The sequence below is a fragment of the Vibrio ouci genome, assembly GCF_004551525.1.
Taxonomy (GTDB): domain Bacteria; phylum Pseudomonadota; class Gammaproteobacteria; order Enterobacterales; family Vibrionaceae; genus Vibrio; species Vibrio ouci.
In genome coordinates this window covers 73,475-96,189 of record NZ_SATR01000004.1, presented here as the reverse complement: position 1 = coordinate 96,189, position 22,715 = coordinate 73,475, and the positions used below count along the sequence as shown (strand labels likewise).

General features: G+C 44.6%; 23 protein-coding genes, 1 riboswitch and 1 other annotated feature. Of the genes, 17 read left to right on the top strand and 6 right to left on the bottom strand.

Annotated features, from left to right (window positions below):
* The first annotated feature begins 5 nt into the window (after positions 1-5).
* The 4 genes from ELS82_RS04500 to ELS82_RS04485 are packed head-to-tail and all read left to right on the top strand — an operon-like array spanning position 6 to position 2,818.
* On the top strand, positions 6-1,253 hold the full coding sequence (locus tag ELS82_RS04500; RefSeq protein ID WP_134834390.1) for an SAM-dependent methyltransferase: 1,248 nt from the start codon (positions 6-8) through the stop codon (positions 1,251-1,253).
* Between the two features lie 26 nt (positions 1,254-1,279).
* Positions 1,280-1,798, top strand: a complete 519-nt coding sequence (locus ELS82_RS04495) for a DUF2878 domain-containing protein (RefSeq protein WP_134834389.1) — start codon at positions 1,280-1,282, stop codon at positions 1,796-1,798.
* Positions 1,755-2,297 carry a chalcone isomerase family protein gene (locus ELS82_RS04490; protein WP_134834388.1) on the top strand — a complete coding sequence of 181 codons (543 nt, stop codon included), beginning with the start codon at positions 1,755-1,757 and terminating at the stop codon, positions 2,295-2,297. Before ELS82_RS04495 ends, ELS82_RS04490 begins: the two co-directional genes overlap by 44 nt.
* Positions 2,297-2,818, top strand: a complete 522-nt coding sequence (locus ELS82_RS04485; protein WP_134834387.1) for a DUF3833 domain-containing protein — start codon at positions 2,297-2,299, stop codon at positions 2,816-2,818. Before ELS82_RS04490 ends, ELS82_RS04485 begins: the two co-directional genes overlap by 1 nt.
* 290 nt (positions 2,819-3,108) lie before the next feature.
* On the opposite strand, the gene purB is transcribed toward ELS82_RS04485, so the two are convergent.
* The 3 genes from purB to mnmA form a co-directional block, all read right to left on the bottom strand.
* Entirely contained in the window at positions 3,109-4,479 is a 1,371-nt protein-coding gene (gene purB, locus ELS82_RS04480) for an adenylosuccinate lyase (protein WP_134834386.1), read from the bottom strand.
* A 169-nt stretch (positions 4,480-4,648) separates the two neighbouring features.
* Entirely contained in the window at positions 4,649-5,269 is a 621-nt protein-coding gene (gene hflD, locus ELS82_RS04475) for a high frequency lysogenization protein HflD (RefSeq protein ID WP_134834385.1), read from the bottom strand.
* A 30-nt stretch (positions 5,270-5,299) separates the two neighbouring features.
* The gene (gene mnmA, locus ELS82_RS04470; RefSeq protein WP_134834384.1) at positions 5,300-6,436 is read right to left on the bottom strand and encodes a tRNA 2-thiouridine(34) synthase MnmA; all 1,137 of its coding nucleotides are present in this window, start codon (positions 6,434-6,436) and stop codon (positions 5,300-5,302) included.
* Positions 6,437-6,609: 173 nt separating this feature from the next.
* On the opposite strand from mnmA, the gene ELS82_RS04465 reads away from it, so the two are divergent.
* Both ELS82_RS04465 and ELS82_RS04460 read left to right on the top strand, forming a co-directional pair.
* The gene (locus tag ELS82_RS04465; protein ID WP_134834383.1) at positions 6,610-6,879 is read left to right on the top strand and encodes a hypothetical protein; all 270 of its coding nucleotides are present in this window, start codon (positions 6,610-6,612) and stop codon (positions 6,877-6,879) included.
* A 199-nt stretch (positions 6,880-7,078) separates the two neighbouring features.
* Positions 7,079-8,383, top strand: a complete 1,305-nt coding sequence (locus ELS82_RS04460) for an inosine/guanosine kinase (RefSeq protein ID WP_134834382.1) — start codon at positions 7,079-7,081, stop codon at positions 8,381-8,383.
* Positions 8,384-8,495: 112 nt separating this feature from the next.
* On the opposite strand, the gene ELS82_RS04455 is transcribed toward ELS82_RS04460, so the two are convergent.
* The gene (locus tag ELS82_RS04455) at positions 8,496-8,903 is read right to left on the bottom strand and encodes an H-NS family histone-like protein (RefSeq protein WP_134834381.1); all 408 of its coding nucleotides are present in this window, start codon (positions 8,901-8,903) and stop codon (positions 8,496-8,498) included.
* Positions 8,904-9,472: 569 nt separating this feature from the next.
* A riboswitch (Lysine riboswitch) is annotated at positions 9,473-9,655 on the top strand.
* Between the two features lie 114 nt (positions 9,656-9,769).
* Between ELS82_RS04455 and ELS82_RS04450 the strand changes: the two genes are divergently transcribed.
* The 9 genes from ELS82_RS04450 to hisIE all read left to right on the top strand — a co-directional run bounded on the left by ELS82_RS04450 (position 9,770) and on the right by hisIE (position 18,902).
* Positions 9,770-11,371 (top strand): Na+/H+ antiporter NhaC family protein, encoded by a 1,602-nt coding sequence (locus tag ELS82_RS04450; protein ID WP_134834380.1) that lies wholly within the window; start codon positions 9,770-9,772, stop codon positions 11,369-11,371.
* Between the two features lie 176 nt (positions 11,372-11,547).
* Positions 11,548-11,684 (top strand) — a sequence feature (His leader region).
* Positions 11,685-11,738: 54 nt separating this feature from the next.
* Positions 11,739-12,635 (top strand): ATP phosphoribosyltransferase, encoded by an 897-nt coding sequence (hisG, locus tag ELS82_RS04445; RefSeq protein WP_134834379.1) that lies wholly within the window; start codon positions 11,739-11,741, stop codon positions 12,633-12,635.
* A gap of 5 nt (positions 12,636-12,640) precedes the next feature.
* Positions 12,641-13,936 (top strand): histidinol dehydrogenase, encoded by a 1,296-nt coding sequence (gene hisD / locus ELS82_RS04440; RefSeq protein ID WP_134834378.1) that lies wholly within the window; start codon positions 12,641-12,643, stop codon positions 13,934-13,936.
* An 11-nt stretch (positions 13,937-13,947) separates the two neighbouring features.
* Positions 13,948-14,988, top strand: a complete 1,041-nt coding sequence (hisC, locus tag ELS82_RS04435) for a histidinol-phosphate transaminase (RefSeq protein ID WP_134834377.1) — start codon at positions 13,948-13,950, stop codon at positions 14,986-14,988.
* A gap of 60 nt (positions 14,989-15,048) precedes the next feature.
* A complete protein-coding gene (gene hisB / locus ELS82_RS04430) occupies positions 15,049-16,122 on the top strand; it encodes a bifunctional histidinol-phosphatase/imidazoleglycerol-phosphate dehydratase HisB (RefSeq protein WP_053438598.1) in 1,074 nt (357 codons plus the stop codon).
* Positions 16,123-16,134: 12 nt separating this feature from the next.
* Complete coding sequence (hisH, locus tag ELS82_RS04425; protein ID WP_134834376.1) at positions 16,135-16,749, top strand: imidazole glycerol phosphate synthase subunit HisH; 615 nt, start codon at positions 16,135-16,137, stop codon at positions 16,747-16,749.
* A gap of 28 nt (positions 16,750-16,777) precedes the next feature.
* Complete coding sequence (hisA, locus tag ELS82_RS04420) at positions 16,778-17,515, top strand: 1-(5-phosphoribosyl)-5-[(5-phosphoribosylamino)methylideneamino]imidazole-4-carboxamide isomerase (protein ID WP_004413522.1); 738 nt, start codon at positions 16,778-16,780, stop codon at positions 17,513-17,515.
* Positions 17,497-18,270, top strand: coding sequence for an imidazole glycerol phosphate synthase subunit HisF (gene hisF / locus ELS82_RS04415; protein ID WP_134834375.1), 774 nt, complete (start codon positions 17,497-17,499; stop codon positions 18,268-18,270). Before hisA ends, hisF begins: the two co-directional genes overlap by 19 nt.
* Positions 18,267-18,902 (top strand): bifunctional phosphoribosyl-AMP cyclohydrolase/phosphoribosyl-ATP diphosphatase HisIE, encoded by a 636-nt coding sequence (gene hisIE / locus ELS82_RS04410; protein WP_053438601.1) that lies wholly within the window; start codon positions 18,267-18,269, stop codon positions 18,900-18,902. The genes hisF and hisIE overlap by 4 nt, the downstream gene beginning before the upstream one ends.
* Before the next feature lie 100 nt (positions 18,903-19,002).
* On the opposite strand, the gene ELS82_RS04405 is transcribed toward hisIE, so the two are convergent.
* Positions 19,003-20,208, bottom strand: a complete 1,206-nt coding sequence (locus ELS82_RS04405; protein ID WP_134834374.1) for a putative manganese transporter — start codon at positions 20,206-20,208, stop codon at positions 19,003-19,005.
* Positions 20,209-20,514: 306 nt separating this feature from the next.
* On the opposite strand from ELS82_RS04405, the gene ELS82_RS04400 reads away from it, so the two are divergent.
* Positions 20,515-21,420 carry a manganese-dependent inorganic pyrophosphatase gene (locus ELS82_RS04400; RefSeq protein WP_053438603.1) on the top strand — a complete coding sequence of 302 codons (906 nt, stop codon included), beginning with the start codon at positions 20,515-20,517 and terminating at the stop codon, positions 21,418-21,420.
* 68 nt (positions 21,421-21,488) lie between these two features.
* Positions 21,489-21,866, top strand: coding sequence for a DUF2750 domain-containing protein (locus ELS82_RS04395; RefSeq protein WP_134834373.1), 378 nt, complete (start codon positions 21,489-21,491; stop codon positions 21,864-21,866).
* Positions 21,867-21,919: 53 nt separating this feature from the next.
* Here the strand turns inward: ELS82_RS04395 and ELS82_RS04390 are convergent, their stop codons facing one another.
* The gene (locus ELS82_RS04390; RefSeq protein WP_134834372.1) at positions 21,920-22,708 is read right to left on the bottom strand and encodes a DUF2927 domain-containing protein; all 789 of its coding nucleotides are present in this window, start codon (positions 22,706-22,708) and stop codon (positions 21,920-21,922) included.
* Positions 22,709-22,715: the final 7 nt, after the last annotated feature.

Here is a 22,715-nt window from a genome sequence, read left to right as displayed (position 1 = left end):
AAAAGATGATGAGTTCACAGACGCTGCCATTACCCCGCAAACTCACAACGGTTCAAAAGAGTGCTCGTAATATTGCATTCTCTTGCTTGAACAAACTTCAGGTCGGTAGCTTAACGATTGTTGAATCTTTCCAGCAGGGCTCTTCCCAGAGATTAAGAGAAGTGTTTGGGCGGCCAAATAGCAGCGAGCCTAATGCGTTGATAGAAGTGAAAAACCCAGCTTTCTATTCACGATTACTCAAGGGAGGCAGTATTGCCGCGGGGGAAGCCTATATGGATGGGTGGTGGGAGAGTCCCGACCTAACCAAATTGATGGAACTCATGGCTCTAAACTTATCTGCACTCGATTCGATTGAAAGCCGAACAACACTATTGTCTAAGTTAGTTAACCAAGTCAGTCATTGGCTAAACCGCAATACAGTGAGTAATTCGGCGAAAAACATCGGAGCCCATTATGACTTGAGTAATGAGCTTTATGAAACGTTTCTCGACGAGCGGATGCTGTACTCATCGGGCTTATTCAACTCCGCTAGTGACACGCTAGAGCAGGCACAAATAAACAAGATGCAACGTTTGTGCGAGCAACTGAAACTGTCTGAAGACGATAATGTTATTGAGATCGGGACAGGTTGGGGGGCCATGGCAATCTATATGGCAGAGCAGTATGGGTGCCGCGTCACAACGACGACAATTTCAGAACAACAGTACCAATACGCCAAACAGAAAATCGAGCAAAAAGGCTTAGAGGACCGAATTACTCTCCTAAAAGAAGATTATCGTAATCTTAATGGCCAGTTCGATAAATTGGTTTCTATCGAGATGATAGAGGCGGTCGGAAAGCAATTCTTAACGTCGTATATTCAAAAATGCCAATCTTTATTAAAGCCTAGTGGGTTAATGGCGATTCAAGCAATAACCATTGCCGATCAACGTTATGACTACTACAGCAATAGTGTCGACTTTATTCAGAAATACATTTTCCCGGGCGGCTTTCTACCTTCAATTACAGCGCTGACACAAGCGACAACAAATAGCAGCGATCTGATCCTAAGAGATCTTTATGACATAGGGCAGGACTATGCTCAAACATTGAATCACTGGTATATAAAGTTCAATCATCACCTTCAACAAGTAGAACAGTTAGGGTTTGATCAGCGATTTATTCGAATGTGGAACTATTACTTTTGTTACTGTGAAGGGGGCTTTAAAGCGAAGTCGATCAGTACCGTACATATGACATTCCAGCGCCCATAGCTGAGCACGTATTGTAGGTAATTAGTATGAAACGCCTTATTTTAATGTCGACGTGGTTTCAACTGCTATGGTTCTTGGCGGTAATGGGGCAAGCGCAATGGCAATATTTAACGATGTCGCTAGTTATAATAACCATGCTTGCTACCTCAATTAATACCAATATTGAGTGGAAGAAGTTGGTGGGCATAGTGGTATTTGGCTCTCTGCTTGATTACTTCAATATCGCTATGGGCTGGTTTGAATTTGATCAAACTGGGATACCTTACTGGCTTGTCGCACTGTGGGCTATCTTCGCATGGTATGCCTATTTTCTTTATCCTTATGTGAACCAATATCCAGCCATTATCGTAATAGTTGTTGGAGGCATAGCCGGTTCCCTTAGTTATGTCGCTGGAAGCAAATTAGGCGCGGTTTCTTTTGGTTCATCGCTATCAACCACAGCAATCATCCTATTTGTCGAGTGGGTAATCGTGATAGCGGTAATTCTAAAGGTATATGGATATGAGAGCGATACTGATAACGGGGTGTTTGATACTAGCAAGTAATGTATTTGCTGCTAGACCTGATGAAGAGACTGAGGGAGATTGGCGGAAGTGGAATGCTGTGGGGCAAGCTCAGCTTACTATGCTTTTCTTCGATATTTACCAGTCTCAACTTCTGACCCCGACAGGCTCATACGCAGTTGGTCAAGATATCACACCTCACCCATTAGCTCTTTCTATTACCTATCAAAGAGACATTTCTCGTAGTCAACTGCTTGAGGCGACCCAAGAGCAATGGCAGAAGCTAGGCTATACCGATAATACGACTCAAGCCTGGGTGGGGCAATTAGAAGCGATTTTCCCAGATATCAGTAAGGGACATAATCTCACTTATGTCACCGATGGAAGCCAAGGTGAGTTTTTTTATACCAGTGATCTAGCCTCAATGAAAAGTATTGGCACAGTCGAAGAAGAGTTGATGAATGATGCTTTCTTAGCCATTTGGCTCTCGCCTAAGACGGACTATCCGCAGCTACGCCAAAATCTTATAGGAGAACAATAATGCTTAAACAGTTTCTTGCTGTGTTGCTGCTTATCTCTGTTACGGGCTGCTCAAGCGACCTTGATGATTATCAGCAGGCTTCTCCGGCGTTTAATTTGTTTGAATACTTTGAAGGCAAGACGATGGCTTGGGGTATGGTCCAAGATTATTCTGAGCAACAAACGAGAAGGTTTGAAGTGAAGATAGAAGGCCGTGTAGAAGACAACACGTTAACCTTGGTGGAAGACTTCGTGTTTGCTGATGGAGAGATAACTCAGAGAATTTGGGTTATAGAGCGATTAGACAACGGTGAATATATAGGTAGAGCAGACGACATCATTGGCGTTGCCACCGGTAAAGAGTTGGGCAATGCTTTGCAGTGGCAATATGATTTCGAGCTCGTGATGGATGATTCCAGTCTGGCTGTTTCTTTTGATGACTGGATGTACCGACAAGACAGTAAGCATGTCTTCAACTTAACCAAAATTAAAAAATTCGGCATTGAAGTAGGGCAGATCACGCTGTTTTTTCAGAAAGAGTAGAGAGTTAATCTAACCATACAGCTTGAAGTCATTCCTTAGAGCAACGAAGTTGCGAGTAAGGAATCTCTTTAAGTTTTCGACAAGCGTTGAGAGATCCCCAACTCTCTCGTTCCTCGTTCTCGGGGATGACAGAGAGACGGATGCTATATGGCGCGTCATTCTCTAGATTGACGTAGGACGGAGTAGTGAATCTAAATCAGTTATCTACTTACTATCGAATATGAAACACAAAAAACAAAAGGGTTGATGTTTTTACATCAACCCTTTTCAATTTTTGTATTATGCGCTTCTTACAGCTTGTCAGTTAGCTCAATTGCTTGGCCGATGTAGTTTGCTGGCGTCATCTCTTTCAGACGTGCTTTCTCGTGCTCAGGAAGCTCAAGACCGTCGATAAAGCTACGCATTGCTTCACCGTCAACGCGCTTACCACGAGTTAGCTCTTTTAGCTTCTCGTATGGCTTCTCGATGCCGTAACGACGCATAACTGTTTGTACTGGTTCAGCTAGTACTTCCCAGTTCTTGTCTAGTTCAGCTAGCAGCGCTTCGCGGTTAACTTCAAGCTTGCTGATGCCTTTTAGCGTAGACGTGTAAGCGATGATTGCGTAGCCAACACCAACACCTAGGTTACGTAGAACTGTCGAGTCAGTTAGGTCACGTTGCCAACGAGAAACAGGCAGTTTCTGAGCTAGGTGGCCAAATACAGCGTTTGCTAGGCCTAGGTTACCTTCAGAGTTTTCAAAATCGATTGGGTTAACTTTGTGTGGCATTGTTGATGAACCAATTTCACCTGCAACAGTCTTCTGCTTGAAGTGACCTAGTGCAATGTAACCCCAAACGTCACGATCGAAGTCGATTAGGATAGTGTTGAAACGTGCAACAGCATCGAATAGTTCAGCGATGTAATCGTGCGGCTCAATCTGAGTAGTGTACGGGTTCCAAGTTACGCCTAGAGACTCAGTAATGAACTCTTCAGAGAACTGGTGCCAATCTACTTCTGGGTAAGCTGAAAGGTGAGCGTTGTAGTTACCTACCGCGCCGTTAACCTTACCTAAGATCTCAACATTAGCAATTTGCTTGTATTGACGTTCCATACGGTATGCAACGTTCGCCATCTCTTTACCCATTGTTGATGGAGAAGCTGGCTGACCGTGCGTACGAGAAAGCAGTGGAATGTCGCGGTATTCAACAGCAAGCGCTTTGATTGCGTCGATGATGTTTTGGATTTCAGGAAGAATAACTTCGTCACGAGCTTCTTTAAGCATTAGTGCGTGAGAAGTGTTGTTGATGTCTTCTGAAGTACATGCAAAGTGGATGAACTCATTAACAGCGTGCAGTTCAGGAACGCCAGCCACTTTCTCTTTAAGGAAGTATTCTACAGCCTTAACGTCGTGGTTGGTTGTACGTTCGATCTCTTTGATACGAGCTGCGTCTTCTTCAGAGAAGTTTGCTGCTAGCTCATCTAGGAACGTGTTTGCTTCTGCGCTGAATGCAGGAACTTCTTTGATTGCATCTGTAGCTGCAAGCTTTTGTAACCAACGAATTTCAACGATAGAGCGGTACTTTAGTAGACCAAACTCACTAAAGATGCTGCGAAGTGCAATAGTTTTACTTCCGTAACGACCGTCTACTGGTGAAACAGCAGTCAATGCTGACAGTTCCATGATGTTCTCCTGAAAAATTGAGTTTCGAAATTTTGAGAGCTTTATACCAGTATCTGAGCCATTTGTCACGAATATTGCGCAAACGTTTGCGTGAGCGATGTGCTGGTATAAGAAAAGTGTTGTACTGGCATAAACAACAAGCTCGCATCCATGTGCGAGCTTGTAGAGATTATGACATTCTAGCGAGTAGAATCTGAGCTTGTTCGACCATCTTTTTACGGCCGAAAATCAGGTGGCGGCGTTTACCACCAACTTGACGCCACAATACGGCGCTGCGGATACCTGACAGTAACAGAGCGCGAACTTTATGTTGATTTGATGTTTGTTGCAGTACTGCTGGAGTGCCTGTTACTTGAATACGTGGGCCAACAGGGCTGATGACATCTAAGTAGACACTCGCTAGGTTGCTGAGCATTTGCTCGTCAAGCAGATCAAAGTGCTCAAGCTGACGCTCAAGCATTTGAATGCGGTCACCAAGTTGTGACATAGCGTCATTGCGCGTCTGCAATTTACGCTCAAGTGCCATCAAACTGATAATATAACGAGTGATCTCGCTGCCAGACGGCGTGCTATCAATGCCTTTCACAAGACATTCTAGGCCCAACTTCAAATCGACTTCACGACCATAAACCCCCACCGTGTTGTTTGGGTTGGTGTTTAGGATTGCTTTTAAAGAAGTTTCAAACGCGTCAGAGTCACAGTGACCGTTTTTAGCGACTTGTTGAACCAAAGCGACAGCTTGGCAGATTCCAGCAAATGCAATAGTGCGGTCGTAAAGTGTGTTAGCCACGTAATTCTACTCCTGATGGTTACGATTAAATTAGATACGCTCTTCGATGATACCGCCACCAAGGCAGATTTCATCTTTATAGAAAACAGCTGATTGTCCTGGCGTAACAGCAACTTGCGGTTCGTCAAAGATAACTTTGATGTTCTCATCATCAATAGGGATGATAGTACATGGGATATCTGTTTGACGGTAGCGAGTTTTTACAGTGCATTGTAACGGTTCTTTAATCGCTTCACGATCGACCCAGTGCAGTTGAGAGGCAATAAGCCCCTGAGACTTAAGCATAGGATGGTCTTTACCTTGTACGGCAATTAGAACGTTACGCTTAAGATCTTTTTCACCAACGAACCATGGTTCTTCGTTACCACCGCCGCCTTTTTGGCCGCCAATGTGTAAGCCTTTACGTTGACCTAGCGTGTGGTACATCAGGCCGTTGTGTTGACCGATGACTTTGCCTTCTGGCGTTTCAATGTTACCCGGTTGAGCTGGTAGGTAACGACCAAGGAAGTCGGTAAACTTGCGCTCACCAATAAAACAGATACCTGTTGAGTCTTTTTTCTTCGCAGTGATCAGATCTTGCTCTTCCGCGATGCGACGAACTTCTGGCTTTTCTAGCTCACCAACAGGGAACAGGCTGCGCGCCACTTGATCACTGCTCAGTGTGTATAAGAAGTAGCTTTGGTCTTTGTTACCATCAAGACCACGTAACATCTTAGGCTTTTCGCCTGCTGCTAGCTCTTCAGCCGTCGGGAAGGTGCGACGAACATAGTGGCCCATCGCAATATAATCAGCGTCAAGAACTTCGTCTGCAAACTCTAAGAATGCTTTGAATTTGATCTCTTTGTTGCAAAGGATATCAGGGTTAGGTGTACGTCCCGCTTTGTATTCCGCTAAGAAGTACTCAAATACGTTATCCCAGTATTCTGCAGCAAAGTTAATTGTATGTAGGTGAATGCCTAGCTTGTCACACACTGCTTGCGCATCGGCAAGATCTTCTGCTGCTGTACAGTACTCTTCATTGTCATCTTCTTCCCAGTTCTTCATGAACAGGCCTTCTACTTGGTAGCCCTGTTGCTTGAGAAGGTAAGCAGAAACCGATGAATCAACACCGCCGGACATGCCAACGATGACTTTCTTTTGACTGTTATCAGTACAGTTGTCAGACATTACTAAACACCACTTAAATTAACTGGACGCAGATTTTATCAGAAAGCGTAGCAGTGGGACAGATCCGAGACGGAAATCACACTTGCTATTTTCACTATATCTGCGGTTTTACAAGTATAGAGTGCCTATATATGGCATAGTAAGCGGAATTCAAGTCACTACGAGAAAATAATATGACTGATGAAAATCAGATGATGGGTGAAGAGCAGTTAGTTGAAGTGATCGAAAACCAGCTAGCTGATGGCAATCCAATGAAAACCAAAGAAACACTAATGCGCCTGATGATGACAGGTACACCACGTGAAGATGCGGTAGCGATGATGGCTTGTGCCGTAGCGATTGAGATCTTTGATGTGATGAAAAATGACAGTGAGTTTGACTTAAAGCGTTATTCTGAGAATTTGGATTCGTTACCAGACCTTAGCTTTATGGAAGGCGAATAACCCTTAATTCGTGAGTGGGTAATGGCACTTGCTCACGAATACTTTCCCCTCTTATTTATTACACCTTGAGTCGCCAGCAAAATTATTAGTCTTGCAAACGTTTGCTATACTTGCGCTTATTGCCGCACCCACGTGCGCAAGGTAGAATCCGGCTTCTTTTCATCCCTTATTCAGAATCCTTTACGGCAGAAAAACAGTTATGAAATTTCCTGGTCAACGTAAATCTAAGCATTATTTTCCGGTTCATGCTCGCGATCCGCTTGTAAGCCAATCGCAAGAAAGCAAAAAAATGTCACGTACGCATATTATCGGTATCGATCAGACTTTGGTTGATATTGAAGCGAAAGTCAGCAGTGAATTGATCGAAAAATATAATCTGAGTAAGGGACACTCTCTAGTAATTGATGACACAACAGCTGAAGCGCTTTACAACGAATTAAAAGAGAGTGCGCTGATCACCAATGAATACGCTGGTGGTACGATCGGTAATACACTTCATAACTACTCAGTGCTTGCAGATGATCGCTCAACGTTACTGGGTGTAATGAGCCAAGATATTAAAATTGGCAGCTATGGCTACCGTTACCTATGTAATACATCTAGCCGTATGGACCTTAACCATCTTCAAGGCGTAGAAGGGGCGATTGGCCGCTGTTTCGCGCTGATTACGGAAGATGGCGAACGTACTTTTGCTATCAGTGAAGGTCAAATGAACCAACTGAAGCCAGAAAGTATCCCAGAGAAAATTTTCAAAAATGCGTCTGCATTGGTGCTGACGGCTTATTTGGTTCGTTGTAAAGAAGGCGATCCAATGCCAGAAGCGACAATGAAAGCGATTGAGTACGCGAAAAAGCATGATGTACCAGTTGTACTGACTTTAGGTACTAAGTTCGTCATTCAAGACGATCCTAAATTCTGGCAGGATTTCTTGCGCGATCATGTGTCTGTGGTGGCGATGAATGAAGATGAAGCGGAAGCACTGACGGGTGAATCAGAGCCATTAGCTGCATCAGATAAAGCGCTAGAGTGGGTTGACCTTGTACTTTGTACTGCAGGGCCTGTAGGTCTGTTCATGGCAGGTTATACTGAAGATTCTGCTAAACGCGAAACATCTCTGCCGTTACTGCCAGGTAGTATCGCTGAGTTTAACCGCTACGAATTTAGTCGCCCAGCTTCGAAAGAGCTATGTGACAACCCAATTAAAGTGTATTCACATATTGCACCTTATATGGGTGGACCAGAGAAAATTAAAAATACTAATGGTGCGGGTGATGCGGCTCTATCAGCGTTGTTGCATGACATGGCTGCGAATAAATATCACAGAGAGAATGTGCCAAATTCAAGTAAGCATGCTCATACTTACCTAACTTACTCTTCTTTCTCTCAGGTATGTAAATATTCAAACCGCGCAAGTTATGAAGTGTTGGTACAGCACTCACCTCGTTTATCGCGTGGCCTACCAGAGCGTGAAGATAGCTTAGAAGAAGCATATTGGGAACGTTAATTCAATAACGTCACAATAATTAGAGCCTCACTTTTGTGGGGCTTTTCTGAATTTGCAGACAACAAAAAAGCGCCATATAGGCGCTTTTTATTATCAATACTGATTAGTACGATTAGATTAGGAAATCTTCTAGCGATTTGCCAGCATCTAATTGTTCTTGGATTGCTGAAGGCGTACGACCTTGACCAGTCCAAGTTTTCTCTTCACCAGTTGTATCTACATATTTGTATTTAGCTGGGCGAGGAGCACGCTTTGATTTTGTCTTAGTTTTTGATTTACCAGATAAAGCTGAAATCAAAGCTTCAACATCAATGCCATCTTTAGAGATTTGCTCTGCAATTGCAGCAAGTTTCGCTTCTTGCTCTGCAGCGGCAGCGCGGTCAGCTTCTTCAGATTCTTTACTCTCGTTTACTACGATAGTCAGTTTATCTAAAGCTTCTTCTAGTTGCTCTAAAGTTAGTTCACGTGAAAATGCACGTAGACTACGAATGTTTAACAGTGTCTTTGTTAGTTCCGACATTTATTCATCTCTTCATATATAAGTTGCCGATATACGAATCATAAACTGTGGAATTAAATAATACAATCGGAGAAATAGATTTAAATAACTATTTTTGTATTATTTAATTCGTTTAACGCCGTTATTTAAAATCTAATTTGGATTAATGAGTAAACGAGAAGGAGCTAAGATGCACATTGTCACTTTAGTTTCATATAAATCGTGATCAATATTTATCAAATGCGTATAACTTATATGTCTAACAATATGCTTTGTGTGGATATTGTTGTCAAAGTCAGTTACATCCAACGCTACCTTACTTACATGACTAGTAATGAAAGTATGAGTACCGTTATATGGAATGATATTCTATGGGGTGATTATTTTAACTGATGAACTCTCTTCCCGCGCTAGGATGACTATTCATTAGCAGTGCAACCTTAAGCACGAGTCATTAGCTATAACTTTAACAATAAAAATGGAATGATATGTTGAAATGGTAACCTAGATAAGTACAATGGGCGGAACCTAATGCGTAGTGTTGGTTAAATTGTTGTTAAAATGATTTTTCAATAGTTTAAAATTCCATCATTCGCGGTAGAGGCGCGGAATAAATAAGTAATGTTTACTGGGGTGATGCCAATGAGTAAGCAGGAAAGGGTATTTCGCCGAAGTGAATGTTCATATCAAAGACGTTCGCTGGGGTTACACTCGAAAGGGGTAACACTGCCATAGTCTATAATTTTGTAAAACTATGGAGCGCTACTGTAGGGCTGGGATAAGCAATCGCTTTCCCGTCGCTTCTTTTTGCTTATTTGTTAGGAAATGAGTTCCTTCAATGAGTCTGCAGTAGATCTCTAACCATTTATTACTGGTTTTTGAAGATCATGAATTTAATTGATTTTGCATCATCTCCTTTGTCTCTATTGCCGCCTATTGTGGCTTTGAGTCTTGCTATCCTTACACGCCGTGTACTTGTTTCACTGGGTGTTGGTATTGTTCTTGGCGCTATTTTACTGAATGACTACTCATTCGGTAGCGCGCTTGGCTACGTCGCTTCAACGGTATCGAGCGTATTTGTTGAAGATGGTGGTATCAACACTTGGAATATGAGTATCGTTGGCTTCCTATTACTACTTGGTATGATGACCGCGCTGCTGACACTGTCAGGTGGTACACGTGCATTCGCTGAGTGGGCTCAAACACGAGTAAAGAGCAAACGAGGTTCTAAACTTCTGGCTGCTTTTCTAGGTGTGTTCATCTTTGTTGACGATTACTTTAATAGCCTTGCAGTAGGTGCGATTTCACGCCCTGTTACTGACCGTTTTTATGTCTCACGTGCTAAGCTGGCTTATATTCTGGACTCTACTGCTGCACCTATGTGTGTGATCATGCCAGCATCAAGCTGGGGTGCATACATCATGACGATTATTGGTGGTATCTTAGTTTCTCACGGTATTACTGAGTATTCAGCTTTAGGTGCTTACGTTCGCCTTATCCCAATGAACTTCTACGCAATCTTTGCACTACTGATGGTATTTGCCGTTGCGTGGTTTGGTTTAGATATTGGTAAAATGCGCGAGCATGAAATCGCAGCTTCACGTGGCCATGGCTTTGCTAAAGAGCAAGCGGAAGATTCAGAAGAAGCTCATGAGCTAAATGAAGAATTGGATATTCAAGAAAGCGAGGGCGGTAAGGTATCTGATCTTATTTTGCCTATCGTATTCCTAATCATCGCGACGATCGCTTCTATGATGTACACCGGCGGTCAAGCACTTGCTGCTGACGGTATTGAATTTAATCTGCTGGGCGCGTTTGAGAATACTGATGTAGGTACATCGCTAATCTATGGTGGTCTTGTTGGTTTAGCCGTTGCTCTATTTACTGTGCTTAAGCAAGGTATCGCAGCAACTGAGATTACACGTACACTATGGATTGGTGCTAAATCGATGTTTGGCGCAATCTTGATTCTTGTTTTTGCTTGGACGATTGGTTCTGTGATCGGTGATATGAACACAGGTAAATACCTATCGACGCTTGCACAAGGCAACATCAACCCACATTGGCTTCCTGTTATCTTGTTCCTATTGTCTGGTCTTATGGCATTCTCAACGGGGACATCATGGGGTACGTTCGGTATCATGCTACCGATTGCAGGTGATATGGCAGGTGCGACAGATTTAGCGCTAATGCTTCCTATGCTAAGTGCAGTACTGGCTGGTTCAGTATTTGGTGACCACTGTTCACCTATCTCAGATACAACGATTCTCTCTTCAACAGGTGCTCGTTGTAATCATATTGACCATGTTGCGACGCAGCTGCCTTACGCACTTTCTGTCGCAGCGGTTTCTTGTATCGGCTTCATTACGTTAGGTATGACAGCATCAATCGGTATTTCATTCGCCGCATCAATGGCTGCATTTATAGCTGTCTGTGTGTTGCTTTCGGTACTGTCAAAGTCAAAAATGGCGAGCTGTCAGAACGCATAACGACATGATATAAATCGCAATGTTAAAGGGAGCTTCGGCTCCCTTTTTATTTGTATATGACAAAATGAAAAAAGTTTAAATAAATGGTTGAAAAATGTTTACACCTTGGTTAGTGTGGATATCAACAAAGCGAAACAGAAGAGCTTATTAAGTATGCGTAAATTAGTCATGAATATTCATCATCACCATCACCCAGTCTAGTCTTTCGGGAGATGCACGCATACCCGGGAGACAGGAAACTCCCGGAGGCTAAAATCGCAAACTACAAGATTTAGAACCCTCGGGAGATACACTCTTCCGAGGGTTTTTTAGTTTTACAGTTTTAAAAAAGTTTACGAATTACAAAATCTTGCACAGGGATACAGCAATGCAAACACAACGCCTAAGAATCGCAATTCAAAAGAAAGGTCGCCTAAGTAAAGAGTGCCAAACTCTGCTTAAAAAGTGCGGCGTGAAATTTAACATCATGGGTGAGCGTCTGGTTGTGCACTCACTAAATATGCCAATTGATCTTCTGCTTGTTCGTGATGACGACATTCCTGGCCTAATCATGGATGGCGTGGTTGACCTTGGCTTCATCGGTGAGAACGAACTGGAAGAAGTGCGCCTTGATCGCAAAGCGTTAGGTGAGCCATGTGACTTTGTTCCACTGCGTCGTTTAGATTTTGGTGGTTGCCGTCTTTCAATTGCGATTGATAAAGATGAGCAGTACAACGGCCCACAAGACCTTGCTGGTAAGCGCATTGCAACGACCTACCCACAACTACTAAAAGCGTATATGGATGAACAAGGTGTTCCATTCTCGACGTGTATGCTAACGGGTTCTGTAGAAGTGGCTCCGCGCGCAGGTCTTGCGGATGCGATTGCTGACCTTGTTTCAACAGGTGCAACACTTGAAGCTAACGGACTTAAAGAAGCGGAAATTATCTTCAAATCGAAAGCGACGCTAATTCAACGTACCGGTGAGTTTGATGCAGAAAAAACGGCGCTAATCGAGAAGCTACTTACTCGTATGCAAGGTGTACAGCAAGCGAAAGAATCTAAGTACATCATGCTGCATGCTCCGACAGATAAACTAGAGCAAATTAAGTCTCTACTTCCAGGCGCTGAAGACCCAACAGTGCTACCTCTATCATCAGACAAAGACAAAGTAGCGGTACACCTAGTGAGTACTGAAAATCTGTTCTGGGAAACCATGGAGCAGCTTAAAGAGCTCGGCGCAAGTTCAATTCTGGTTCTTCCAATCGAAAAAATGATGGGGTAGTCGCGATGAGAACAGTCGTTTGGCAATCATTAAGTGAGACGCAGCAAGATTCGATTCTTGAACGTCCAGCGATCACAGAAGGCGCAAACATTACTGCGGCGGTTGCTGAAGTTATCGCTAAAGTACGTAAAGAAGGCGATGCAGCCCTTCAAGAGTTAACTGAAAAATTTGATGGTGTAAAACCTGCGTCTATTCGCGTATCTCAACAAGAAGTGGATGAGGCATGCGACCGTTTATCAGACAAGATGAAGCAGGCGTTAGAGCAAGCTTATGCCAATATTGCAAAGTTTCACAAGGCGCAAAAGCCGCAGCCAATTAAGGTAGAGACTCAACCGGGCGTAGTGTGTGAGCAAGTGACTCGCCCAATTCAAAAAGTGGGATTATATATTCCAGGTGGCAGTGCGCCACTACCGTCAACCGTGCTTATGCTAGGTGTACCTGCAAAGATTGCAGGGTGTCGTAAGGTTGTTCTTTGTTCGCCGCCACCGATTGCCGATGAGATCCTTTATGTAGCAAAACTGTGTGGTATTGATGAGGTGTACAACGTAGGCGGTGGCCAAGCAGTCGCGGCAATGGCCTACGGCACTGAATCGGTTTCTAAAGTGGATAAGATTTTTGGTCCGGGTAACGCTTATGTGACGGAAGCAAAGCGTCAAGTAAGCAATGATTTTCGCGGTGCTGCGATTGATATGCCTGCTGGCCCATCAGAAGTACTGGTTCTGGCGGATGATACTGCTGATGCGGACTTTATTGCGGCTGACCTGCTTAGCCAAGCAGAGCACGGCCCTGATTCACAAGTTGTGTTGGTTACGCCTTCCCCAGTGATTGCCGATCAGGTAACTGATGCGGTTCAGCGTCAACTAAAAGAGCTTTCGCGCGCAGATATCGCCGAGAAAGCGTTGGCGTCAAGCTTGATCATTATTTCGGAGTCACTGACACAAGCGGTTTCTATCTCGAATTACTACGGTCCAGAGCACTTGATTGTGCAAACCAAGAACCCACGTGAGCTATTGCCGCTGTTAGACAACGCTGGTTCAATCTTCTTGGGTGACTGGTCGCCAGAATCTGCAGGTGATTATGCGTCAGGTACGAACCACGTACTGCCGACTTACGGTTATACGCGTACTTACTCAAGCCTTGGTCTTGCTGATTTTTCTAAGCGCATGACAGTGCAAGAATTGAGTGCAGAAGGCCTACAGATTCTTGCACCAACAGTCGTGACTATGGCTGAAGCGGAAGGTTTAGATGCGCACAAACGCGCAGTAACAATTCGCGTTGAAAAGTTAGCGTCGAAAGCATAAGGAAGTTTGAGATGGAAAAGCTAGCACGTAAACAAGTTCAAAAACTGACGCCTTATCTTTCAGCAAGACGTATCGGTGGTACGGGTGATGTTTGGCTCAACGCCAATGAATCTCCGTTTGATAATGAATACAAAACGGACTTCTCGCGTTTGAATCGTTACAGCGAATGTCAGCCTAAAGCGTTAATTGAAGCTTATGCGGCATACGCGGGAGTTAAACCTGAGCAAACACTCACTTCTCGTGGTGCTGATGAAGGTATTGAACTGCTTATCCGCGCGTTTTGTGAGCCAGGCGAAGATGCGATCTTATACTGCCCTCCAACTTATGGAATGTATTCGATCAGTGCGGAAACTATTGGTGTTGAACGTAAGACGGTTCCACTTACTGCTGATTGGCAGTTAGACCTTGAGGGCATTGCGCAAAACCTAGATAGCGTTAAGTTAGTCTTTGTGTGTAGCCCAAATAACCCAACAGGTAACTTAGTTAAGCGTGAAGATATCGTTTCTTTATTGGAGATGACCAAAGGCAAAGCGATTGTCGTAATGGATGAAGCGTATATCGATTTTTGTCCAGAGGCTTCGACAGTTGACTTGTTGGCAGAATATCCAAATCTAGCGATTCTACGTACGCTGTCAAAAGCCTTCGCATTAGCAGGCCTTCGCTGCGGTTTCACACTCGCGAATGAAGAGCTAATCAATGTTTTGCTTAAGGTGATTGCACCGTATCCAGTGCCAATCCCAGTGGCTGAAATTGCGACGCAAGCCTTGTCAGAAGCTGGTTTAGCGCGCGCTAAATATCAAGTGCTAGACCTTAATGCCAATCGCGCTTACCTTCAAGTTGGTTTGTCGATGATTCAAGGTCTGGAGATATTTGAAGGGTGGGGCAACTACCTTTTGGTTAAATTCCCTGACGGTGACGCAATATTTAAAGCAGCTTGGGATAACGGAATTATTCTGCGTAACTCGCCAATCGACAACTGCGTTCGCATCAGTATTGGCAGCCGAGATGAGTGTGAAAAAACACTTGGTTTTATTAGAAATTATTACAACTAACGATTTATTGGCTCTTGCCCTTTGCAAGAGCCATCCAATTTTAGAAATAAGGAAGTTCGTGTGAGCAAGCAACAAAAAATCCTATTTATTGACCGAGATGGCACCCTTATTGTTGAGCCGCCGGTTGATTTTCAAGTGGACCGCTTAGATAAACTTAAGCTAGAGCCGTTCGTAATTCCAAGTTTGCTATCACTGCAAGACGCTGGCTACCGTCTAGTGATGGTGACCAACCAAGATGGCCTAGGTACTGATAGCTACCCGCAAGACGAATTCGATGCGCCACACAACATGATGATGGAGATCTTCGAATCGCAGGGAGTTAAGTTTGATGATGTGCTTATCTGTCCACACTTCGAAGAAGATAACTGTTCGTGCCGTAAACCAAAGCTAGGCATGGTTAAAGAGTATCTGCAAGGTGGCAAAGTCGATTTCCAAAACTCAGTTGTGATTGGCGACCGTGCAACCGATCTTCAGCTTGCTGAAAACATGGCGATTCAAGGTATTCAGTACAACCCTGAAACAATGGGTTGGAAGCAAATTCTTAAAGACCTAACAGTAAAAGCGCGTGTTGCTGAAGTCGTTCGTACTACCAAAGAAACCGATATTAAGGTTAAGGTTAACCTCGATGAGCAGGGCGGCAATCAAATCTCAACTGGCCTTGGTTTCTTTGATCACATGCTGGATCAAATTGCGACTCACGGTGGCTTCCAAATGGTGTGTAATGTCGAAGGTGATTTGCACATTGATGATCACCACACAATCGAAGATACCGCTCTAGCGCTTGGTCAGGCATTGAAGGATGCTCTGGGCGATAAACGTGGCATTGGCCGTTTCGGTTTTAGCCTACCTATGGATGAGTGTCTCGCTCAGTGTGCGCTTGACCTGTCTGGTCGTCCATACCTTAAGTTCGATGCAGAGTTTAGCCGCGAACAAGTCGGCGATCTTTCAACAGAAATGGTCGTGCACTTCTTCCGTTCGTTAACCGATACCCTTGCGTGTACGCTGCACCTATCTTCTGCTGGCGACAATGATCACCACATCATTGAGTCTCTCTTTAAAGCGTTTGGCCGCACGCTGCGCCAAGCAATTAAAGTAGAAGGCAACGAGCTACCAAGTAGTAAAGGCGTACTGTAGGAAGGGCGGGTTATGACTGATCAAAAAGTAGTGATTATTGACACCGGCTGCGCCAACGTCTCTTCAGTAAAGTTTGCTATCGAGCGTCTTGGTTATGCCGTGACGATTTCAAAACAGCCTGACGTTGTTCTTGCAGCCGATAAGCTATTTCTACCTGGTGTAGGCACGGCAAGTGAGGCGATGAAAAACCTCCAGCAGCGCGATCTGATTGAACTGGTGAAGCAAGTAGAAAAACCTCTGCTTGGTATTTGTCTGGGTATGCAGCTACTTGGCAAAGTGTCGCAAGAGAAAGGCCAGAAAGCGAATGAATTGGTCGAATGTCTCGGCCTATGTGAAGGCGAAGTCAAATTGCTTGAAACAGGCGACCTTCCCTTGCCACACATGGGATGGAACACCGTTAAATCGATTCCAGAACACCCACTGTTTAAAGATATCGAAGAGGGAGAGTACTTCTACTTCGTACACAGTTTCGGTATGCCCGTTGGTGACTACACCATTGCTCAGTGTGAGTATGGCAAACCCTTTACAGCGGCAGTGCAAAGTGGCAATTACTACGGGGTGCAATTTCACCCAGAGCGCTCTTCGAAAGCTGGCTCAAAGCTTATACAGAACTTTTTAGAGCTGTAATTTTAAAGAATCAAAGGGAAGTAATTCAGTGATTATTCCAGCATTAGATTTAATTGAAGGTCAGGTAGTACGCTTATACCAAGGTGACTACGGGCAAGTAACCGAATACAAAGTTGATCCAGCAGAGCAGTTTAATCTCTATCACCAAGCAGGTGCGGGTTGGTTGCACCTTGTTGACCTAACTGGCGCTAAAGATACCACGGCTCGTCAGCTAGACCTGATTGCTAAGCTGCTGGCAAGTACCCCGGCCAATATTCAAATTGGTGGCGGCGTTCGCAGTGAACAAGATGTTGTAGATCTTCTGGAAGCTGGCGCGCAGCGCGTTGTTGTCGGCTCTACAGCGGTAAAACAACCAGAGCTAGTCAAAGGTTGGATGGAGAAATACGGCGCAGAGAAAATCGTCTTAGCGCTCGATATCAATATTGATGAAAGCGGCACGCGTAAAGTCGCGATTTCAGGCTGGCAAGAAGACTCTGGTGTGACGATTGAAGCCTTGATCAATGACTACCTAACTGTTGGTCTTAAGCACGTGCTTTGTACCGATATTTCTCGTGACGGTACGCTGGAAGGCTCGAACGTAGAACTCTACGTTGACCTATGCAAGCAATATCCACAGGTGCAATTTCAGTCTTCAGGTGGTATCGGTTCATTAGCCGATATCGAAGCTCTAAAAGGTAGTGGTGTCGCAGGCGTGATTGTTGGCCGAGCGCTATTGGATGGTAAGTTTACCGCAGAGGAGGCGTTTGCATGCTGGCAAAGCGAATAATCCCATGTCTTGATGTTCGTGATGGACAAGTCGTAAAAGGTGTTCAGTTTCGCAACCACGAAATCATAGGCGATATCGTCCCTCTTGCTCAGCGTTATGCTGAAGAAGGTGCTGATGAGTTGGTGTTTTATGATATTACTGCATCGAGCGATGGCCGAGTGGTCGACAAGAGCTGGGTTCAACGTGTTGCTGAAGTGATTGATATTCCTTTCTGTGTCGCTGGTGGTATTAAGTCAGCAGAAGATGCCGCACGCATTTTAGAGTTTGGTGCTGACAAAGTGTCTATCAACTCACCTGCGCTTGCGAATCCAGAACTGATTACTCAGCTTGCTGATAAGTTTGGTGTGCAGTGTATTGTAGTGGGTATCGATTCTTACTTTGACAAAGATACGGGCAAATATCAGGTATACCAATTTACCGGTGACGAGGCGCGCACTAAAGCAACCAAGTGGGAAACCCGAGATTGGGTACAAGAAGTACAAAAGCGTGGTGCGGGTGAAATTGTATTGAACATGATGAACCAAGACGGTGTCCGTAACGGCTATGACTTGGATCAGCTTAATATGGTTCGTGAGGTGTGTAATGTACCGCTTATCGCTTCTGGCGGCGCTGGGGCAATGGAACACTTTGCTGAAGCTTATAAGCAAACCAATGTTGATGGAGCGTTAGCAGCATCGGTATTTCATAAGCAAGTCATCAATATTGGTGAACTTAAGCAGTATTTAAAACAACAAGGTGTAGAGGTACGTCTATGAGTTTTGCAGCGACAGAAGTAAATACGCTAGCTGAACGTATTGATTGGGACAAAGTAGATGGCCTTGTACCTGCAATTGTTCAAGATTTTCAATCAAGCCAAGTGTTGATGATGGGATACATGAACCAAGATGCGTTAGCCAAAACTGGTGAAACGGGTCAAGTCACTTTTTTCTCACGAACCAAAGAGCGCCTGTGGACTAAGGGGGAAACCTCTGGGAATGTTCTTCAGCTAAAAAATATCGCACTCGACTGTGACAATGACACGCTACTCGTTAAAGTGGATCCTATTGGCCCTACGTGCCACACAGGGACGACAACTTGCTGGGATGGCGATCCTCAGGAAGAGAGCCAAATGGTGTGGCTTCATCAACTTGAGCAGCTACTGGCTGCCCGCAAGGACGCCGACCCAGAATCTTCTTATACAGCGCACCTATATTCGCGTGGTACCAAGCGTATTTCGCAAAAAGTGGGCGAAGAAGGCGTTGAAGTCGCGCTTGCGGCGACGTCGGGCGATAAGGCGGAACTAGTGTGTGAATCGGCAGATTTGATTTATCACTTGATGGTTCTGCTGCAAGATCAAGGTCTATCGATGAATGATGTGGTGAATAAGCTTAAAGAGCGTCACAAGTAATCATTATTCAATCCAACAAAAATGCCCTCAATTAAGAGGGCATTTTTGCTTCTTGAACCTAGCCATTAGAGTTGTTAGCGCTAACTTAGTATTGCTAGCATTATATTTCGAACAAGAAGTAGTAACCGTAGCCTACGATGAAAGCGGGTATTGCGGAATAAATTGTTGCAACAAGGGCTGCTTTAGGCGCAAGAGCAATCGCAGGGAACAAAGCATCACCATCATTGGAGATCGCATTAGCCAATTGTGCAGACAGCGGAGCCGCGCCTGAAATGTACAAACTGGTCACTAGGATTTGGGGACCACATCCAGGCAGTAAACCAACGGCCAAGCCCATTAACGGCATCCAAACTCCCCAGCCAGAAAAAGTAGTGGCAAGGTCAATATGGCCAAAGAATGTGATGAGTTCAAAAGCCATAAAGGCGAGAATAACCCAGGCCGTGACAAAGTTAGTGTCTTGCGCCGCTTTTTGTATCGGGTGAGAAGAAACTTGTTTGGTATCTTCAGCGACAGTCGATTCGTAGTCTTTAATCTCTTTGGTTAATGACCAAAGCAGCATACTGACAATGATGAGTACCGCGCCAATCCACTCAATCGTCATTTCTGGCAACTGAAGGAGTTGGTTAATATCAACTTGGAATGAGCCAAGGGCAGCGATAACTGTTGCAGGGACAAGTAACCACTTCCAAAACGCGCCTTGAAGATTGATCGCTTTTTGTTCAATGCCACTTGTTTCATGTTTTCCGCAGCCAAATCGCTCTGCAAGTGCTGAGACTTCAGGGCGCAGAAAATCATCGGAATGAATCGCATTGACTATCCAACCAGAAAGGGCGCCGACGAATACACCAAGAGCAACAATGGCCAATCCAACATCAGGTTTGCTCGCAAGCAACAAGAAAGCGGCATCACCCATGGTTGATGTTAATACGGCAACAATGGCACCAAAGCCAACGCGGCCACTGACAAACTGTGTAGTAACGATGATCGCCCCGCCACATCCCGGAAGCGCACCTAATAAGGCGGCGAAGAAAACCTGGTGATCACGGGAGGTACGATAGAGATTGGCAATCCGATTTTCTTTGTTGATAAAGCCGGACACGTAGTGATAGATCGCGAGGGTGAATGCGACGTAACTCGACACAGCCCAAAAGGCATCAGACAAAGTATTTACGGTCACTTCACGGGTGACGCCACTTGCCACAAGAGCAATCAGTGAGATAGGTAAAATGAGGCGCTTATACGCAGGCCTAAACTGGGTTAAGGATAACCAGCTAGGCAATGATTGAGAAAGTCGTAAAGAATCCATAAGCTAACATAATGTGAATACGAATTATTATCAACTGTGTGCTAATGAGAATTATTTGCAATAAATAATTTTTAAGAGTGCTAACTATGCAGATTTACTGACTCGAGATGGTGGAGCATGAACCACGAAATTGACGGGTTGGTGCTAAACTTATAGGGAGAGTAGATCGCATTGTTAAGGTCTGTCATGCCTTATAGCGAAATATTCTTTTTCGATCCGATGACAAATTATCAAAATCAGGTAAAATGTTGGGTTTGTGAGTAATAGCCCTCTGTTGGGTAGAAATATAGTCAGATAGGAAAAAAGATGATTCTAGTAGTAGGTCACAAGAACCCTGATAGCGATAGTATCTGTAGTGCACTAGTAGCAACTGAGCTACTAAAAGCACGCGGCGTTGAAGCTATGCCAATTCGCCAAGGTGAAATCAACCGTGAAACTCAGCACATTCTAGAAGTCGCGGGTGCAGAAGTTCCTGAACTACGTACTTCAGTAGCTGGTGAAAAAATCTGGCTAGTAGACTACTCAGATCTTGCACAAGCACCAGATGACGTAGCTGAAGCTGAAATCCTAGGTATTGTTGACCACCACCGTCTAGGTGATGTGATGACTATTAACCCAATGGAAGCTTGGATCTGGCCTGTTGGTTGTACTAATACTGTACTATTCAACATGTTCAAGATTGAAGGTCACGCAATCACTCCTCAGATCGCTAAACTAATGATGTCAGCTATCCTATCTGACACAGTTGGTTTTGCATCACCAACATGTACTCAGAAAGATAAAGACGCAGTTCAAGAACTAGCGGCTATCGCTGACGTATGTGACGTAGATGCATTCATTAAAGATCTATTGATTGCTAAGACAAACATTGAAGGTCTATCAGCAGCTGAGCTTGTTGAGAAAGACCTGAAAGGTTACCCGTTCAATGGCCGTGATGTGGTTGTTGGTCAGGTTGAGCTTGCAACTCTTGAGCAAGTAGACGGCATGATCGATGCGCTAGAAGCGGATCTTGAGCGTCGTTGCGCTGAGCAAGGTCTAGCGTTTGCAGCAGTGATGCTAACTGACATCACTACAGCTCAAACTCGTCTACTTTACAAAGGTGAGTGGGCTGAGAAACTGGTTAAGCATGAAGAAAACGGCATGCTGATGATGGAAAACACTCTAAGCCGTAAGAAGCAAGGCTGGCCTTGGCTTCAAACTGAACTGGCTTAATTTCCATAGCTCAATGAATTTTAAACGCCCATGGCTTAGCCGTGGGCGTTTTATTTGGAGGATACAAAATGTCACTATCTAAAGATCAGTTGGAGTCGGTTAACAAAATGCGCCCTGACGAGCGTTTTAACTACTGCGTTAAAGAAATTGCACAGCATCGCAAAGTGTGGATTCTTACCGACGAACATGGCTGTGTGATGCTAAACACGGAAGATGAAGATTGCGTGCCAGTATGGCCGCATGAAGAGTTCGCCGCGCAGTGGGCGACTGGCGAGTGGGAGCACTGTAAAGCAGAAGCAATCTCAACCGCTAAGTGGTTCAGCCGTTGGACTCACGGTTTGGAAGATGATGAACTGTCGGTAGTCGTGTTCCCGAATGACAACGAAGAGGGTGTGGTACTTTACCCTGATGAGTTTGAATTCGAATTGAAAAAGCGCGCTAAATAGCCGTAGGTTTTCATTTGGTGATGTCCTCATAGTTGGGCATCTCCTTATCGCTTTCAGTAGCCAATTAACTGAAATAGCTCACCGCTTTTGGCAATCGAAACAGCCTTGTCTAGCGTACCATCTTGTTGATAGCGTTTGAGTATGCGCTTGACGATAGGCGTGACTTGTCGCTCTGTCATTCCAACCTTGAGCTCCGGTTCATAGAGCAGTTTAAGCAGCACTACATCAAGAGGCGAAAGTAGGTCCTCTGGCGTATTGTCATTAAAGATCGAAGGAAACGCGCTGTCGGAGTCGTTAGGTAGTCCAAGAGTTTGGGTTATCTCCTCTACCACGCAAGCAATCAACTTTCCGTGCATTCTGGCGCGGTCGACAGGAATAACTATCGACGCTGAGACGATGGCGTTATTGCTGCCAATGCGATAACCAGCTTTGCAAATCGCATCTCTAACATGCTTGAGAGAGGACTTGCCCATCTCTCGCTCAATCTCTTTCTCCCATTTAGCATCATTGGAATAGATCCAAACGATGTTAGCTTCTTTTCTTGATGGAACCCGTTTGATTGGCAGGCCTGTAATACTGCTTAGGTGTCTAAGGTGGGCATTGGTGAGTTCATCATGAAGCTCTCGATCGGCAACGTCATGTTTGACCCAGACTCGAATTGGCTCTTGCCACTTAACAAGTGGTTTTTGGCCGGAAGAGTATTCATTTCTTAACGCGACATCGATAAAGGCTTGCGCGACAAAGTCTGGCTCAAGCCAAGTCTGCTGAGAAGAATAAGCAAATCCAGGAGCGGTAAAGAGTAGGGAGAATAGGCCTAATAATATAGCTGCTGTCCTTAGCATGTCTCTC

Excerpts from the sequence above, each read along its gene's own strand:
- ELS82_RS04500 (WP_134834390.1), top strand. The coding sequence starts at position 6 with ATGATGAGTTCACAGACGCTGCCATTACCCCGCAAACTCACAACGGTT.
- ELS82_RS04495 (WP_134834389.1), top strand. The coding sequence starts at position 1,280 with ATGAAACGCCTTATTTTAATGTCGACGTGGTTTCAACTGCTATGGTTC.
- ELS82_RS04490 (WP_134834388.1), top strand. The coding sequence starts at position 1,755 with ATGAGAGCGATACTGATAACGGGGTGTTTGATACTAGCAAGTAATGTA.
- ELS82_RS04485 (WP_134834387.1), top strand. The coding sequence starts at position 2,297 with ATGCTTAAACAGTTTCTTGCTGTGTTGCTGCTTATCTCTGTTACGGGC.
- purB (WP_134834386.1), bottom strand. The coding sequence starts at position 4,479 with ATGGAACTGTCAGCATTGACTGCTGTTTCACCAGTAGACGGTCGTTAC.
- mnmA (WP_134834384.1), bottom strand. The coding sequence starts at position 6,436 with ATGTCTGACAACTGTACTGATAACAGTCAAAAGAAAGTCATCGTTGGC.
- ELS82_RS04465 (WP_134834383.1), top strand. The coding sequence starts at position 6,610 with ATGACTGATGAAAATCAGATGATGGGTGAAGAGCAGTTAGTTGAAGTG.
- ELS82_RS04460 (WP_134834382.1), top strand. The coding sequence starts at position 7,079 with ATGAAATTTCCTGGTCAACGTAAATCTAAGCATTATTTTCCGGTTCAT.
- ELS82_RS04455 (WP_134834381.1), bottom strand. The coding sequence starts at position 8,903 with ATGTCGGAACTAACAAAGACACTGTTAAACATTCGTAGTCTACGTGCA.
- ELS82_RS04450 (WP_134834380.1), top strand. The coding sequence starts at position 9,770 with ATGAATTTAATTGATTTTGCATCATCTCCTTTGTCTCTATTGCCGCCT.
- hisG (WP_134834379.1), top strand. The coding sequence starts at position 11,739 with ATGCAAACACAACGCCTAAGAATCGCAATTCAAAAGAAAGGTCGCCTA.
- hisD (WP_134834378.1), top strand. The coding sequence starts at position 12,641 with ATGAGAACAGTCGTTTGGCAATCATTAAGTGAGACGCAGCAAGATTCG.
- hisC (WP_134834377.1), top strand. The coding sequence starts at position 13,948 with ATGGAAAAGCTAGCACGTAAACAAGTTCAAAAACTGACGCCTTATCTT.
- hisH (WP_134834376.1), top strand. The coding sequence starts at position 16,135 with ATGACTGATCAAAAAGTAGTGATTATTGACACCGGCTGCGCCAACGTC.
- hisF (WP_134834375.1), top strand. The coding sequence starts at position 17,497 with ATGCTGGCAAAGCGAATAATCCCATGTCTTGATGTTCGTGATGGACAA.
- hisIE (WP_053438601.1), top strand. The coding sequence starts at position 18,267 with ATGAGTTTTGCAGCGACAGAAGTAAATACGCTAGCTGAACGTATTGAT.
- ELS82_RS04405 (WP_134834374.1), bottom strand. The coding sequence starts at position 20,208 with ATGGATTCTTTACGACTTTCTCAATCATTGCCTAGCTGGTTATCCTTA.
- ELS82_RS04400 (WP_053438603.1), top strand. The coding sequence starts at position 20,515 with ATGATTCTAGTAGTAGGTCACAAGAACCCTGATAGCGATAGTATCTGT.
- ELS82_RS04395 (WP_134834373.1), top strand. The coding sequence starts at position 21,489 with ATGTCACTATCTAAAGATCAGTTGGAGTCGGTTAACAAAATGCGCCCT.
- ELS82_RS04390 (WP_134834372.1), bottom strand. The coding sequence starts at position 22,708 with ATGCTAAGGACAGCAGCTATATTATTAGGCCTATTCTCCCTACTCTTT.